The sequence below is a fragment of the Streptomyces thermovulgaris genome, assembly GCF_002155915.1.
Taxonomy (GTDB): domain Bacteria; phylum Actinomycetota; class Actinomycetes; order Streptomycetales; family Streptomycetaceae; genus Streptomyces; species Streptomyces thermovulgaris.
Genome location: NZ_MUME01000242.1, coordinates 1 through 14,263, shown reverse-complemented (window position 1 = coordinate 14,263; position 14,263 = coordinate 1). Strand labels below are relative to the sequence as shown.

At 72.2% G+C, this 14,263-nt stretch carries 12 protein-coding genes and 1 pseudogene; 9 read left to right on the top strand and 4 right to left on the bottom strand.

Translation table 11 applies throughout. From position 1 onward, the window contains the following. From CCN35_RS19025 to CCN35_RS19000, 6 genes are all read left to right on the top strand, one after another. Window positions 1–801 (top strand): hypothetical protein (locus CCN35_RS19025; protein WP_245863271.1); only part of this gene is annotated, 801 nt, incomplete at its 5' end. A 274-nt stretch (window positions 802–1,075) separates the two neighbouring features. Next, window positions 1,076–2,602, top strand: a complete 1,527-nt coding sequence (locus tag CCN35_RS19020) for an aldehyde dehydrogenase family protein (protein WP_067394540.1) — start codon at window positions 1,076–1,078, stop codon at window positions 2,600–2,602. A gap of 199 nt (window positions 2,603–2,801) precedes the next feature. Next, complete coding sequence (locus CCN35_RS19015) at window positions 2,802–4,331, top strand: GMC family oxidoreductase (RefSeq protein WP_067394537.1); 1,530 nt, start codon at window positions 2,802–2,804, stop codon at window positions 4,329–4,331. After that, the gene (locus CCN35_RS19010) at window positions 4,331–5,473 is read left to right on the top strand and encodes a quaternary amine ABC transporter ATP-binding protein (RefSeq protein WP_086793660.1); all 1,143 of its coding nucleotides are present in this window, start codon (window positions 4,331–4,333) and stop codon (window positions 5,471–5,473) included. Before CCN35_RS19015 ends, CCN35_RS19010 begins: the two co-directional genes overlap by 1 nt. Next, window positions 5,473–7,440: an ABC transporter permease gene (locus tag CCN35_RS19005; RefSeq protein ID WP_086793658.1), complete on the top strand. Its 1,968-nt coding sequence runs from the start codon at window positions 5,473–5,475 to the stop codon at window positions 7,438–7,440. Before CCN35_RS19010 ends, CCN35_RS19005 begins: the two co-directional genes overlap by 1 nt. Beyond that, on the top strand, window positions 7,427–8,389 hold the full coding sequence (locus CCN35_RS19000; RefSeq protein WP_086793656.1) for an ABC transporter substrate-binding protein: 963 nt from the start codon (window positions 7,427–7,429) through the stop codon (window positions 8,387–8,389). The genes CCN35_RS19005 and CCN35_RS19000 overlap by 14 nt, the downstream gene beginning before the upstream one ends. A 223-nt stretch (window positions 8,390–8,612) precedes the next feature. On the opposite strand, the gene CCN35_RS18995 is transcribed toward CCN35_RS19000, so the two are convergent. Beyond that, window positions 8,613–9,056 (bottom strand): carboxymuconolactone decarboxylase family protein, encoded by a 444-nt coding sequence (locus CCN35_RS18995; protein WP_067394526.1) that lies wholly within the window; start codon window positions 9,054–9,056, stop codon window positions 8,613–8,615. After that, window positions 9,053–9,550, bottom strand: coding sequence for a carboxymuconolactone decarboxylase family protein (locus CCN35_RS18990; RefSeq protein WP_067394522.1), 498 nt, complete (start codon window positions 9,548–9,550; stop codon window positions 9,053–9,055). Before CCN35_RS18990 ends, CCN35_RS18995 begins: the two co-directional genes overlap by 4 nt. Before the next feature lie 47 nt (window positions 9,551–9,597). On the opposite strand from CCN35_RS18990, the gene pdxR reads away from it, so the two are divergent. The 3 genes from pdxR (at window position 9,598) to CCN35_RS18975 (ending at window position 12,743) form a co-directional block, all read left to right on the top strand. Next, entirely contained in the window at window positions 9,598–11,055 is a 1,458-nt protein-coding gene (gene pdxR, locus CCN35_RS18985; RefSeq protein WP_067394519.1) for a MocR-like pyridoxine biosynthesis transcription factor PdxR, read from the top strand. 146 nt (window positions 11,056–11,201) lie between these two features. Next, window positions 11,202–11,543 carry a hypothetical protein gene (locus CCN35_RS18980; protein WP_067394517.1) on the top strand — a complete coding sequence of 114 codons (342 nt, stop codon included), beginning with the start codon at window positions 11,202–11,204 and terminating at the stop codon, window positions 11,541–11,543. Between the two features lie 12 nt (window positions 11,544–11,555). Further along, window positions 11,556–12,743, top strand: a complete 1,188-nt coding sequence (locus CCN35_RS18975) for a glutathionylspermidine synthase family protein (RefSeq protein WP_067394514.1) — start codon at window positions 11,556–11,558, stop codon at window positions 12,741–12,743. A 325-nt stretch (window positions 12,744–13,068) separates the two neighbouring features. On the opposite strand, the gene CCN35_RS28115 is transcribed toward CCN35_RS18975, so the two are convergent. Continuing rightward, a complete protein-coding gene (locus CCN35_RS28115) occupies window positions 13,069–13,650 on the bottom strand; it encodes a hypothetical protein (protein WP_211285552.1) in 582 nt (193 codons plus the stop codon). A 428-nt stretch (window positions 13,651–14,078) separates the two neighbouring features. Then, window positions 14,079–14,263 (bottom strand): annotated as a pseudogene (rocD, locus tag CCN35_RS18970) (ornithine--oxo-acid transaminase); the annotation flags it as partial.

Below are 14,263 nucleotides of genomic sequence, written 5' to 3'. Positions count from 1 at the left end.
GCGCCGCCCGGCCCCCGGCCGCCGGCGGGACCGCCGCCCGTACCGCCCGCGCCGCCCACGCCGCCCGCTCCCTCCGCCGGAACCGGATCCACCGGATACAGCCGCCGTACCGTGTGGACGGTGGTGGGCGCCTCCGCCGCGGCCGGAGTCGCGGTGGCCCTGGCGCTGTCCCTCGGACCCGGCGGCGACAAGGACGGCGACCAGCGGGGCACCGTGGCGGCGAGCGGCACGCCCTCGCCCGCGGAGTCGTCCCCGGCGCCGCCCGTCTCCGAGGGGTCGCCCGTCTCCGAGGAGCCGTCCGCCGGCCCGTCGTCCCCGCCCGCCGGCTACGTCGTGCACGACGACCCGGAGGGCTTCCGCATCGCCGTGCCCGACGGCTGGCAGGAGCAGCGGTCCACGGTGAGCTCCCAGTACGGGATGGACGTCGTCAACTACCGCGACCCCACGGGCCACCGCCGCCTCCAGATCTTCGAGGTGCGGGAGTCCTCCCCCGACGCGTCGTTCGACCTGTTCCTGTCCGACGCCGTCCCCAAGCCGCCGGGCTTCCAGGTGGTGTCCCGGGAGAACCTGAACAGCGGGGACCTCACCGGTTCCCGGCTCGAGTACCTGGCCGACTCCCTCAAGGGAGAGCCGGAGATCGGTACCTGGCACGTCGTGGACCAGCGCTTCCGGGCCGCCGACGGCAAGATCTACGCGATCGCCTCCTACGGCCCCGACTCCGACGGCCGCATCGACGAGTACATGGTCCTCGCCACGGCGGTGGACTGGTTCTGCCCGCTCTCGGCCGGATGCTCGAGCTGACCCGGGCACTTTGCCTGCCGCTCCTTGCGCCGCCCGCGCTTCCGCCCGCTCCCTGTGCTCCTCCTGCCGGTCTTCGTGCGCCTTCCGTCTCCTCACTGTGCGACGGCGCCCGCCCGGCGGTGCGCGGCCGGCGCGCCCCGGGCCGCGTGACCTCGAACACTTTCGGTCACCGGCCAGGCATGGACCGCACGAGAGGGGGCATGCGCACAGCTCCCCTGTGGTGACGTTCGTGTGACACAGGGGAGTTGAGCAGGCACGGAAGGCAGTACCGAACATGGCGGACAGGACGGAACGCAACCCGCACGCGACCATTCACGTGGGCGGGGAGTGGCGCGAGGCGCTCGGCGGGGCCACACGGGAGATCCTCGACCCCGCGGACGCGGCGCCGTTCGCCGTCGTCGCGGAAGGGGACGAGAAGGACGCGGACCTGGCGGTGGAGGCCGCCCGCCGTGCCTTCGACGGCGGGCAGGGAACCTGGCCGCGCACCCCGGTCGCCGAACGCGCCGCCCTGCTGCGGCGGGTCGCCGGCCTCCTGGTGCGCGACCGGGAGAAGCTCGGCCTGCTGGAGAGCCGGGACGCCGGAAAGACCCTGGAGGAGGGCCGCGTCGACGTCGACTGCGTCGCCGACGCCTTCCGGTACTTCGCCGATCTGGTCGCCGCGGAGGCCCCCGGCCGGGTCGTGGACGCGGGCTCGCCCGACGTCCACAGCGTCGTCGTGCACGAGCCGGTCGGCGTCTGCGCGATGATCACACCCTGGAACTACCCCCTGCTCCAGGCCAGCTGGAAGATCGCCCCGGCGCTCGCCGCGGGCAACACCTTCGTGATCAAGCCGAGCGAGATCACCCCGCTCACCACGGTCGCCCTGATCGAGCTCCTCGTCGAGGCGGGCCTGCCCGCGGGCGTCGCCAACATCGTCACCGGCCCCGGCCCCACGGTCGGCGCCCGGCTCGCCGAACACCCCGACGTCGACCTCGTCTCCTTCACCGGCGGCCTGGCCAGCGGCACCAAGGTGGCCCAGGCCGCCGCCCTCACCGTCAAGAAGGTCGCCCTCGAACTGGGCGGCAAGAACCCCAATGTCGTCTTCGCCGACGCCTGCGCCACCGACGAGGGCTTCGACACCGCCGTCGACCAGGCCCTCAACGCGGCCTTCATCCACAGCGGCCAGGTCTGCTCCGCCGGCGCCCGGCTCATCGTCGAGGAGTCCGTCCGGGACCGTTTCGTCGCCGAGCTCGCCCGCCGCGCCGGGAGGATCCGGCTGGGCCGCGGCACCGAGCCCGGTGTGGAGTGCGGCCCGCTCGTCTCCGAGCAGCAGCGCGCCAAGGTCGAGGCGTACGTCGCGTCCGCCCTCGCCGAGGGCGCGGTGCTGCGCTGCGGCGGCCGGCGCCCCGAGCCGTCGCCGCAGCGGCCCGCCACCGGCTACTTCTACGAGCCGACCGTCCTGGACCACTGCCACCGCGCCATGAAGGTCGTCCGGGAGGAGGTCTTCGGGCCCGTCCTCACCGTCGAGACCTTCCGCACCGAGGACGAGGCCGTCATGCTCGCCAACGACACCGAGTACGGCCTCGCGGGCGCCGTGTGGACCGCCGACGCGGGCCGCGCCCGGCGCGTGGCCGGCCGGATGCGCCACGGCACCGTGTGGATCAACGACTTCCACCCCTATCTGCCGCAGGCGGAGTGGGGCGGCTTCGGCAGGAGCGGCGTCGGCCGCGAACTCGGTCCCGCCGGACTCGCCGAGTACCGCGAGACCAAGCACGTCTACCAGAACCTCGCCCCCGCCCCGGTGCGCTGGTTCGCGGGCTGAGCCCCGCCCCCTCCTCCCGGGAGTTCCTTCGTGGCCTTCCTCAAGGCCCCTTGGGAGCCTCTTCGAAGCCTCCTTCGGGGTACTGCCGAGTTCTTCGGGGGCCTTCGGAGTTCTTCCGGGGCGTTCCGGGCCCTTTCCGGTTCTTCGGGTCTCTTCAGGTTTGTTCCGATCTCCTCGTCACCACAGGAGCACTTCACCCATGCACCACACCACCCGTGAGTTCGACTACGTCGTCATCGGCGGTGGAACGGCCGGCTGCGTCATCGCCTCCCGGCTCACCGAGAACCCCGACGTCACCGTCGCCGTGATCGAGGGCGGCCCCAGTGACGTCGGCCGCGACGACGTGCTGACCCTGCGCCGCTGGATGGGCCTGCTCGGCGGTGAACTGGACTACGACTACCCGACCACCGAACAGCCCCGCGGCAACTCCCACATCCGGCACAGCCGCGCCCGTGTGCTCGGCGGCTGCTCCTCCCACAACACGCTCATCGCCTTCAAGCCGCTGCCATCCGACTGGGACGAGTGGGAGGCCGCCGGCGCCACGGGCTGGGGCGCGGAGGCGATGGAGACGTACTACGCCCGTCTGAAGAACAACATCGTCGCCGTCGACGAGAAGGACCGCAACGCCATCGCCCGCGACTTCGTCGACGCCGCCCAGGCGGCGCTCGGCGTGCCCCGGGTGGAGGGCTTCAACAAGAAGCCGTTCCACGAGGGCGTCGGCTTCTTCGACCTCGCCTACCACCCGGAGAACAACAAGCGCTCCAGCGCCTCCGTGGCGTATCTGCACCCGGTGATGGACGAGCGCGCCAACCTGACGATCCTGCTGGAGACCTGGGCGTACAAGCTGGAGCTGAACGGCACCCGCGCCGAGGGCGTCCATGTGCGCACCAAGGACGGCGAGGAGATCCTGGTGCGGGCCCGCCGCGAGGTCGTGCTGTGCGCCGGCGCCGTCGACTCTCCCCGTCTGCTGCTGCACTCGGGCATCGGCCCCCGGGCGGACCTGGAGAAGCTCGGCATTCCCGTGGTGCACGACCTGCCGGGCGTCGGCGAGAACCTGCTCGACCACCCCGAGTCGGTGATCGTGTGGGAGACGCACGGCCCCATCCCGGACAACTCCGCGATGGACTCCGACGCCGGTCTGTTCGTCCGCCGTGACCCGCATCATGCGGGTCCGGACCTGATGTTCCACTTCTACCAGATCCCGTTCACGGACAACCCCGAGCGCCTGGGCTACGAACGGCCGCCGCACGGCGTGTCGATGACCCCGAACATCCCCAAGCCGAGGAGCAAGGGACGGCTGTACCTCACCAGCGCCGACCCGTCGGTCAAGCCGGCCCTGGACTTCCGCTACTTCACCGACGAGGACGACTACGACGCCCGTACCCTCGTCGACGGCATCCGCATCGCCCGCGAGATCGCCAGGACCGAGCCGCTGGCGGGCTGGCTCAAGCGCGAGGTGTGCCCGGGGCCGGACGTCACCGGCGACGAGGAGCTGAGCGAGTACGCCCGCAGGGTCGCGCACACCGTCTACCACCCGGCGGGCACCTGCAAGATGGGCGCCGCCGACGACGGACTCGCCGTCGTCGACCCCGAGCTGCGCATCCGGGGCCTGGAGGGCATCCGGGTCGCGGACGCCTCCGTGTTCCCGACCATGACGGCCGTGAACCCGATGATCGCGGTCCTCATGGTCGGCGAGAAGGCCGCCGAGCTGATAGGGGGTGAGAGCTGATGGCTCTCGCCGCCCCCGCCCGCAGACCGGCCGACGACGACTCCTCCACCCCCTCCGCCACCCCCGTCTTCGCGGTGGACGGCCTGTGGAAGGTCTTCGGCCCCGGGGCCGACCGCGTCCCCGCGGACCCGGAGCTCAGCGCGCTGAGCCCGGCCGAGCTGCGCGAGCGCACCGGCTGCACGGCCGCCGTCCGCGACGTCTCCTTCGACGTGCGCAAGGGCGAGGTCTTCGTCGTCATGGGCCTGTCCGGCTCCGGCAAGTCCACCCTGGTGCGCTGTCTGACCCGGCTGGTCGAGCCCACCGCGGGCACCGTCGCCATCGACGGCGAGGACGTCCGCGCCATGGACCGGACCCGGCTGCGCGAACTGCGCCGGCACCGCGCCGCGATGGTCTTCCAGCACTTCGGGCTGCTGCCGCACCGCACGGTCCTGGACAACGTGGCCTACGGCCTTCAGATCCAGGGCATGGGCAGGGCCGAGCGCCGCGAGCGGGCCGCCGAGATGGTCGCCAAGGTCGGTCTGAAGGGCATGGAGCAGCGCCGCCCCGGTCAGCTGTCCGGCGGTCAGCGCCAGCGCGTCGGGCTGGCCCGCGCGCTGGCCGTGGACCCCGAGGTCCTGCTGTTCGACGAGCCGTTCAGCGCGCTCGACCCGCTCATCCGGCGGGACATGCAGGAGGAGGTGATCCGCCTGCACCGGGAGGAGGGCCGCACGATGGTCTTCATCACCCACGACCTGCAGGAGGCCCTCCGGCTCGGCGACCGCATCGCCCTGATGCGCGACGGCCGCATCGTCCAGCTGGGCACCCCCGAGGAGATCGTGGGCTCCCCGGCCGACGACTACGTCCGGGAGTTCGTCCGCGACGTCCCGCGCGAACAGGTCATGACGGTCCGCAGCGCCATGCGCCCCGCATCCGCGGAAGAAGCGGGCAGCGGACCGGCACTCTCCCCCGGGGCCACGGTCGCCGAGGCCATCGAGGCGGTGGCCCGGGCCGGGGCCCCGGCCCGGGTGATGGACGAGGGCCGCTGCGTGGGGGTGGTCGACTCCGACACCCTGCTCGGCGTGGTCGCGGGAGTCACCACGGCCTCCCATGAGCGCGGGGGCACGGCCCCGGACGGCTCCAGACCTGATGCGGGGACGGTGTGATGGCGGCTCTCACCACGACCACCCCGCGCACCGCCGCCCCGGGCGTCCTCGGACACCGGGCCGCCCGCAAGCTCGCCGTCCTCGCGGTCCTCGCCGCCGTCCTCGTCCCCCTGGCCCATCTCCGCTGGGCCGGCGGAACCTGGCCGGAGGCGCTGACCGTGGACCTGTCCGGGCCCCTCGGCGCCGCCGGCGACTGGATCATCGACAACCGGGACAGCCACCCGCTGTTCCTCTACTTCTTCGGCCATGTCAGCAACGCCGTGGTCGTCTCCGTGCGCGCCGTCTACCTCACCCTCCTCGCCGCGGGCTGGGCGGGCGTCACGGCCGCCGCCGCGCTGATCGCCTGGCGTGCGGCCGGCCCCCGCCTCGCCGCCGGCACGACGGCGGCGTTCCTCGTCTGCGGTCTGCTCGGCATGTGGGTGCCGACCATGCAGACCCTCGCCCTGATGGTGGTCGCGGTCCTCGCCTCCGTCGTCGTGGGCGCGCTGCTGGGCCTGGCCGCCGGGCTGTCCGACCGCATGGACCGCGCCCTGCGGCCGGTCCTGGACACCATGCAGGTGCTCCCGGCGTTCGCCTATCTGCTCCCCGTCGTGCTGGTCTTCGGCATCGGCGTACCCGCCGCGGTCCTCGCCACGGTGATCTACGCCGCCCCGCCGATGGCACGGCTGACCGCGCTCGGGCTGCGCGGCGCGGACAAGGAGGTGCTGGAGGCGGTCGACTCGCTCGGCGCCACCGCACGCCAGCGCCTGCTGACCGCCCGTGTCCCCCTGGCCCGCAAGGAACTCCTCCTCGGCGTCAATCAGACGATCATGATGGCGCTGTCCATGGCGGTCATCGCCTCCGTGATCGGCGCCGGCGGCCTCGGCGACCGCGTCTACCAGGCGCTCGCCTCGGTCGACGTGGGCGCCGCGCTCGCGGCCGGCATCCCGATCGTGCTGCTGGCCGTGGTGCTCGACCGGGTGACGGGCGCGGCCGGAGGGAGCCTCGGACAGGAGAAACGCGGCCCCCGCCTGTGGCTCTACGCCGCCGGGGCCGCCGCGGCGACCGCGGCCGTGGCCCTGGCCGCCCGCCTCCGGGGCCGTCCGGAGTGGCCCACGGGCTGGACCGTCGACATCGCCGGGCCGGTCAACCGCGCCGTCGACTGGATGACCGCCCACCTGTACTCCGGCGTCCCGTACATCGGCGGCACCGCCGACTGGGCGGGCCGCTTCACCACCTGGGTCCTCGACCCGATCCGCTCCGGTCTGCTGTGGCTGCCCTGGTGGGCGGTGCTGCTGGCCGTGGCCGCGGCGGCCTGGCTGATCGGCACCTGGCGCACCGCGCTGACCGCCGTGCTCGCCATGGCCGCGATCGGAGTGCTCGGGGTGTGGAAGCCGTCCCTGGACACCCTGTCCCAGGTGCTCGCGGCCGTCGCCGTGACCCTCGTCCTGGGCTTCGCCACCGGCATCGCCGCCGCCCGCAGCGACCGCTTCGAGCGGCTGCTGCGCCCGGTGCTGGACGTGTTCCAGACGATGCCGCAGTTCGTGTACCTGATCCCGGTCGTCGCACTGTTCGGCGTGGGCCGCGCCCCGGCCGCCGCCGCGGCCGTCGTCTACGCCCTTCCGGCCGTCGTGCGGATCACCGCGCAGGGGCTGCGCCAGGTGGACCCGGCGGCCCTGGAGTCGGCCCGTTCGCTCGGCGCGACCAGCGCACAGCAGCTGCGCCAGGTGCAGCTGCCGCTCGCCCGCCCGGCACTGCTGCTCGCCGTCAACCAGGGCGTGGTGCTGGTGCTGGCCGTCGTCATCATCGGCGGTCTGGTCGGCGGGGGCGCGCTCGGCTACGACGTCGTCTTCGGCCTGGCCCGGGGCGACCTGACGACCGGTCTGGTCGCCGGCGCCGCGATCGTCTGCCTCGGTCTGATGCTCGACCGTGTGACCCAGCCGGCCCAGCGAAGCGCGAGGAAGGGAGCGGGACATGGCACGGCGTAGGACCCCGACGGCCCTTGCGGCCGTCCTGGCCGCCCTGACCCTGATCACCGGCTGCTCTGCCGCCGACATGACCAGGCAGGCCTCGCCGTTCGCCCACGCCCGAGGCGCCAGGACGGTGAGCCTGGCGGTGCAGTCCTGGGTGGGCTCCATGGCCAATGTGGCCGTCGCCCGGCATCTGCTGGAGCACGAACTCGGCTACCGCGTCGACGTCGTCCAGATCGACGAGGTGCCCGCCTGGGACGCGCTCAGCCAGGGCCGGGTCGACGCGATCCTGGAGGACTGGGGCCACCCCGAGCAGGAACAGCGGTACGTCGAGGACAAGAGGACGGTCGTGCCGGGCGGCGGCCTCGGGGTCACCGGGCACATCGGCTGGTTCGTGCCGACGTACTTCGCCGAGCAGCACCCCGACGTCACGCACTGGAAGAACCTCAACAAGTACGCCGACCGGTTCCGCACCCCGGAGAGCGGCGACAAGGGCCAGCTGCTGGACGGCTCACCGGCCTACCTCACCCACGACAAGGCGCTGGTGAAGAACCTGAAGCTGGACTTCACGGTGGTGTTCGCCGGCTCCGAGGCGGCGCAGATCACCCAGATCAAGCAGTTCGCCAAGGAGAGGAAGCCCTTCCTGACGTACTGGTACTCGCCGCAGTGGCTGTTCGAGAAGGTCCCCATGACGGAGGTGGAGCTGCCCCCGTACAAGGAGGGCTGCGACGCGGACCCGGACAAGGTCGCCTGCGCCTATCCGCACACGCCGCTGCAGAAGTACCTCAACGCCGACTTCGCGAAGTCCGGCGGCGAGGCGGCGGAGTTCCTGAAGAAGTTCCGGTGGACCACCGAGGACCAGAACAAGGTCGCCCTGATGATCGCCGACCAGAAGCTCACCCCGGCCGAGGCGGCGAAGAAGTGGGTGGACGGCAACGAGTCCACCTGGAAGCAGTGGCTGTCCTGACCGCCCGCACGGCACCGGGACACGGCCGCACGGCACCGGGGCGCCGGCGGCCTCCCGCACCGCCCGGGCGGTGCACCGCCGGCGCCCCGGCCCGGACGTGACCCCTGCGGCCCCTCGCCCGCCGTACGCAGCGGGCGAGGGGCCGCAGGCCGTCCGGTCCCGTCCGCCCGGGCGGTGCCGCACGGCGGCCCGGGTGCGGGCGTTCGCGGCGGCCCGGCCCTGATTACGGCTGATAGCCCCCCGGCGGGATCCGGCGGCTGACCATCAGCCGGTTCCAGCCGTTGATGGCCGTGATCAGGCCGATGAGATGGGCGAGTCCGGCCTCGTCGAAGTGCTTGGCGGCCTGCTCGTACACCTCGTCGGGCACGAAGCCGTCGGTGAGCACGGTCACCGCCTCGGTCAGGGCGAGTGCGGCCCGTTCGCGCTCGGTGTAGAGGTCCTCGGCCTCCTCCCAGGCGTTGAGCAGATGGAGGCGGTCCTCCGACTCCCCGTTCTCCCGGGCGATCCTCAGATGCATGTCCAGGCAGAAGGCGCAGTGGTTGATCTGCGAGGCGCGGATCATGACCAGCTCGGCGAGGACCGGATCGCCGAGCCCCTTCTTCGCGGCCGCGCTGAGCGCGCTCATCGCCCGGGCGACCTCCTGGTCCAGTAACGACGTACGGCTCATCCGTGCTGCCCCGGCTGGTAGTGGCCCGGCGTCTTCCGGGTGGTCACGCCGAACCGGTTCCATGCGTTGATCACGGTGATCGCGGCGATCAGCTGGGCGAGTTCGGCCTCGTCGAAGTGCTTGGCGGCCTGCTCGTAGACCTCGTCGGGCACGAAGCCGTCCGTCAGGACCGTGACCGCCTCGGTCAGCGCGAGCGCCGCCAGCTCCTTCTCGGTGTAGAAGTGCCGCGACTCCTCCCACGCGCTGAGCTGCACGATCCGCTCCACGCTCTCACCGGCCGCGAGCGCGTCCTTGGTGTGCATGTCCAGGCAGAAGGCGCAGCGGTTGATCTGCGAGGCGCGGATCTTCACCAGCTCGTACAGCTTGGGATCCAGGCCCTTCCGGGCGGCGGCGTCCAGTTTGACCATCGCCTTGTAGACCTCGGGCGCGTGCCGGACCCAGTCCAGCCGCGGAGGGTGTTCGGCGGCGTACTCGATCGTCTCCTCGGTGCTCATGTCCGTGACTCTAGGAGCCGGGAGGCCCGGGAGTATGGTCCACTTCCATGGCGGATTCCTGGGCCACTTCGGGCGTCGACCTGCACCTGGGACCGATCGGTTCCGGCGGGCTGCGGCGCGGTCTGACCGATGCGCTGCGGGAGGCGGTCCGCACCGGCCGTCTGGCCCCCGGCACCCGGCTGCCCTCCTCCCGCTCCCTCGCCGCCGACCTGGGGGTGGCCCGCAACACGGTCGTCGAGGCCTATGCCGACCTGGTCGCCGAGGGCTGGCTCACCGCCCGTCAGGGCTCGGGCACCTGGGTCGCGGCCGGGGCCTCCTGTGCGCCGTTCGACCGGAAGACCGGTGAGAAAGCCGGTGAGGAGGCCGTCCGGACGGCAGGGGCGGCACCTTCGCCGGCGCGCACGGCCCGCCCGCGCCGCGAGCGCCGGCGCCCCGTCCACAACCTCGTCCCCGGAACCCCGGACCTCGCCTCCTTCCCCCGCACCCTGTGGCTGCGGGCCGCCCGCCGCGTCCTGGCCACGGCCCCCCACCACGTCCTCGACTACGGCGACCCGCGCGGCAACCCGGCCCTGCGCACCGCGCTGACCGGTTATCTCGCCCGGGTCCGGGGCGTGCGCACCGATCCGGACCGTCTGCTGGTGTGCGCGGGCGTCTCGCACGGCCTGCAGATCCTCGCCGCGGTGCTGCGGGCACGCGGAGTGCGCACCGTCGCGGTGGACTCCTACGGGCTGGACTCCCACTGGAAGCTGCTGGCCCGGGCGGGACTGCGCACCCGCCCGCTGCCGCTGGACCGGCACGGCACGGTGACACAGGAGCTGACGGACGAGGGAGCGGTGCTGCTCACCCCCTCCCACCAGTTCCCCATGGGGGTCTCCCTGCACCCCGACCGGCGCGCGGCCGTCGTGAGCTGGGCCCGGCGCACCGGCGGTCTGATCCTGGAGGACGACTACGACGGCGAGTTCCGCTACGACCGTCAGCCCGTCGGCGCGCTCCAGGGCCTGGCCCCCGACCATGTGGTCCACCTGGGCACCACGAGCAAGTCCCTGGCCCCGGGCCTGCGTCTGGCCTGGATGGCCCTGCCCCCGTCCCTCGTGGAGGAGGCCACGAAGGCCAAGGGCCCCACCGACACCTGCGGGGTGCTGGACCAGCTGACGCTCGCGGAGTTCCTCACCTCCGGCGCCTACGACCGTCAGGTGCGCGCCGCCCGGCTGCGCTACCGCCGTCGCCGCGACGCCCTGGTCGAGGCCCTCACCACCCGCGCCCCCGACGTCCGCCCCACCGGTATCGCGGCCGGTCTGCACGCCGTTCTGCGCCTGCCGCCCGGCACCGAGTCCGCGGTGGTGCAGGCCGCCGCCTGGCAGGGCCTCGCCCTCCACGGCCTGTCCCGCTACCGCCACAAGGACGCCGTGACGGAGCCGCTGGACGCCCTGGTCGTCGGCTACGGCACCCCGGCGGACCACGCCTGGACGGCGGCGCTGGACGCCCTGTGCCGGGTCCTGCCGTAACAAACCGCAACGAAGGTCCACAGCCCCTAGGCTGGTGACCACGACCGGCCAATACTGGTCAACAAGGTCATGGCGCAAGCGCTTTATCGGCCGACCGGACATCGGCAAGAACTGCGGGAACAGCAGAGAAAACGGGGAGAAACGACATGGCGGACATACGCCGGCAACTTCGTTCGGGAACGGTCGTCCTCGGCGGCGTGGGACTGCTCGCCGCCGCACTCACCGCCTGCTCCTCCGACCCCGACAAGCGCTGCGTCGACCGCGACAGCTACACGCTCGGCAAGGGCTACAGGATCGTCTCCGACAAGAAGTGCAAGTCCGCCACATCGCTCTCCGACGACGCCTGGTACTACGGCGGCACGAAGAAGGGCGGCTGGGTCAACGGCGGCTCCTTCACCAAGCCCCGCAGCGGCTCGGGCGGTACGGGAGGCAGCAGAAGCGGGGTGACCCGCGGCGGCTTCGGCGGCAGCGGAAAGTCCGGCGGCTGAGACCGGCCCGCCATGGAACGCCGCACCCTCGCACCCCGCCCCGGCTGGCAGCGGACCGTCGAGGCGCAGGGCCTCATCTATCCGCTCACCCGACACCCCGACAACTCCTTCCGCCCCTACTGGGACGAGAGCGCCTGTTACGTCTTCACCCTCCCCGAGGTGGAGGCGCTGGAGGAGACCGTCGAGGAACTGCACCGCATGTGCCTCGCCGCGGCGGACCACATCGTCGCCACCGGCCGCTTCGCCGACCTCGGCATCACCGATCCGCGCGTCGCCCGCGCCGTCGCCGAGTCCTGGCACCGCCGCGCCGAACTCCCCTCCGTCTACGGCCGTTTCGACCTCCGCTACGACGGCACCGGACCGGCCAAGCTCCTGGAGTACAACGCCGACACCCCCACCTCCCTGGTCGAGGCCGCCTCCCCCCAGTGGTTCTGGATGGAGGAGTGCTTCCCCGGCGCCGACCAGTGGAACTCCCTGCACGAACGTCTCGTCGACGCCTGGAGGAGACAGGCCCCGCTGCTGCCGCCCGGCAGTCCCCTGCACTTCGCGCACACCAGCGACGACGAGACCGGCGAGGACCTGATGACGGTCGCCTATCTGAAGGAGACCGCCGAACAGGCCGGCCTGGACACCGACTGGATCTCCATGGAGGAGATCGGCTGGGACTCGCTGTCCGGACGGTTCGTCGACAACGGACTGCGGTTCATCCGCAGCATCTTCAAGCTCTACCCGTGGGAGTGGATGACCACCGACCCCTTCGCCGACCACCTCCTGGACACCCTCGACAACGGCGGCGGCACCGGCACCACCCTGTGGATCGAGCCCGCCTGGAAGATGCTGCTGAGCAACAAGGCCCTGCTCGCCGTCCTGTGGGAGCTGTACCCGGACCACCCGAACCTCCTCCCCGCCCATCTGGACGGCCCCCGCGACCTCGCGACCACCACCGGGTACGTCGCCAAGCCCCTGCACGGCCGGGAGGGCGCCGGAGTGACGGTCCATCGGCCCGGCGACGGCGGCCCGCCCGTCCGCGACGAGCCCTGCTGCTACCAGGCCCTCGCCCCGCTGCCCGCCTTCGACGGCAACCATGTCGTCCTCGGCGCCTGGATCGTCGGGGGCGAGGCGGCCGGCCTCGGCATCCGCGAGTCCTCCGGCCTGATCACGGACCAGTACGCCCGCTTCCTGCCCCATGTGATCCTCTGACGCCGTGTCGGTCGGTGAGCCGACGGCGGCCGGGGAGGAGGGCGGCGACGGGGAAGCGCTCGGTGCCGCGTTCGCAGCGGCGGTGCGGGCGTCGGCAGCCGGCGAGTCAGGAGACCGGCCTTTCGGCGACCCGGCGACGGCGGCCCGGCCGCTGTCCGCCCTGCACCCCTCGGCGGACGGCCGTGCCACGAGAACACGGTGGCCAAGGAGGCTGCGGCGGGCCGTGCCGGCGATCCTGCTGAAAGGGCCGCACGGATGCGTGGCCATGCCAGGCCCGGCAGGCTTCCGGACACGGTCGGAAGCGACGGCGGCTTCGGACCGGTTGTCAGGGGCAGTCCAGATGTCCGGAGCAACCGGTCACCTGGAAAACCGTGTCCGCTTCGATTCCGCTGCTCAATCCCTTTGCCCAAGGAGTGATCGTCTTGGGCAGTGTGGACCTGCTGAAGTCCGGCAGCTGCACCTCGACGTTGATTGAGCCCTTATTGTTCGCCTTGGTGTCCCGTAACGCGCTCACGCTGTCGATGGTGTCGCGGTCGTAATAAATTCGGACAGGCTCTCCCGGTTGAAATCCGCTTCCGGTGACGACGAATCTGGACAGAGGGGGCCCGGAATCGGGGTCGGCCGAGATCACGGCAATGGTATTGGTCGGGCCGGTTGCTTCCGAGATCGTGTCCGTGTCGCCGCTCCCGCCGGACGGTCCGTCCGCGTCGCCGCCCTTGTCGGACGGCTCCCGCGGAGCTTCGGACGCCGTGGGGCCGTGGGGCGGGACCGAGGGTTTCGCCGCGTCCGGGTCGGAATCATTTCCGCCGTAGACCTGGATTACTGCGGCCACGATCACGGCCACTGCTCCGATCACTGCCGCTGCGATTTCCAGTCCTCGGCTTCGGCCGCCAGTCGATTCCCCCACGGCACCCTCTCCCGGGTCAATGGTGTCTTTCGAGAACGCCAGAGTACCCGTTGTGCGCGATCATCGTCCCCGGCAGCACAAGAGAAACGATCCTTTGAGAGATCCTGGCGCAATGAGTGGATCCGGCGCAGGACGATCGGGTATCGGGCGAGTCGGGGAAAGGCCTCGTGGAGGCCGGCCCGGCGTTCCCGGCGCACCTGCGGATGCCGGAACCCGCGCCGTGTCCCCGGCGGCAGCGGCCCGATCCGCTTCCGCGGCTCGTCCGGCACGATCCACGGCGGTGCTTCCCACGGCCCGGACAACGCTCGACCCGCCGTCCGGGCACGGTCGTCACCGCCGGGACACCTCATCCGTCCGCGGCTCCCGGGCACCACGGGATCCTTCGAACGCCGCCCCTGCGCCGTCCCGGACGATCCGCCGGACGGCGTTCATGCGCCGAGCACCGCCCGCAGCTGGGCGAGGCCCCAGTCCAGGTCCTCCTCGTCGATCACCAGCGGCGGGGCGATCCGGAGCGTCGAGCCGTGGGTGTCCTTCACCAGGACACCCCGGTCCATCAGCCTTCGGGACAGCTCCCGGCCGGAGCCGAGCGCCGGATCGACGTCCACCCCCGCCC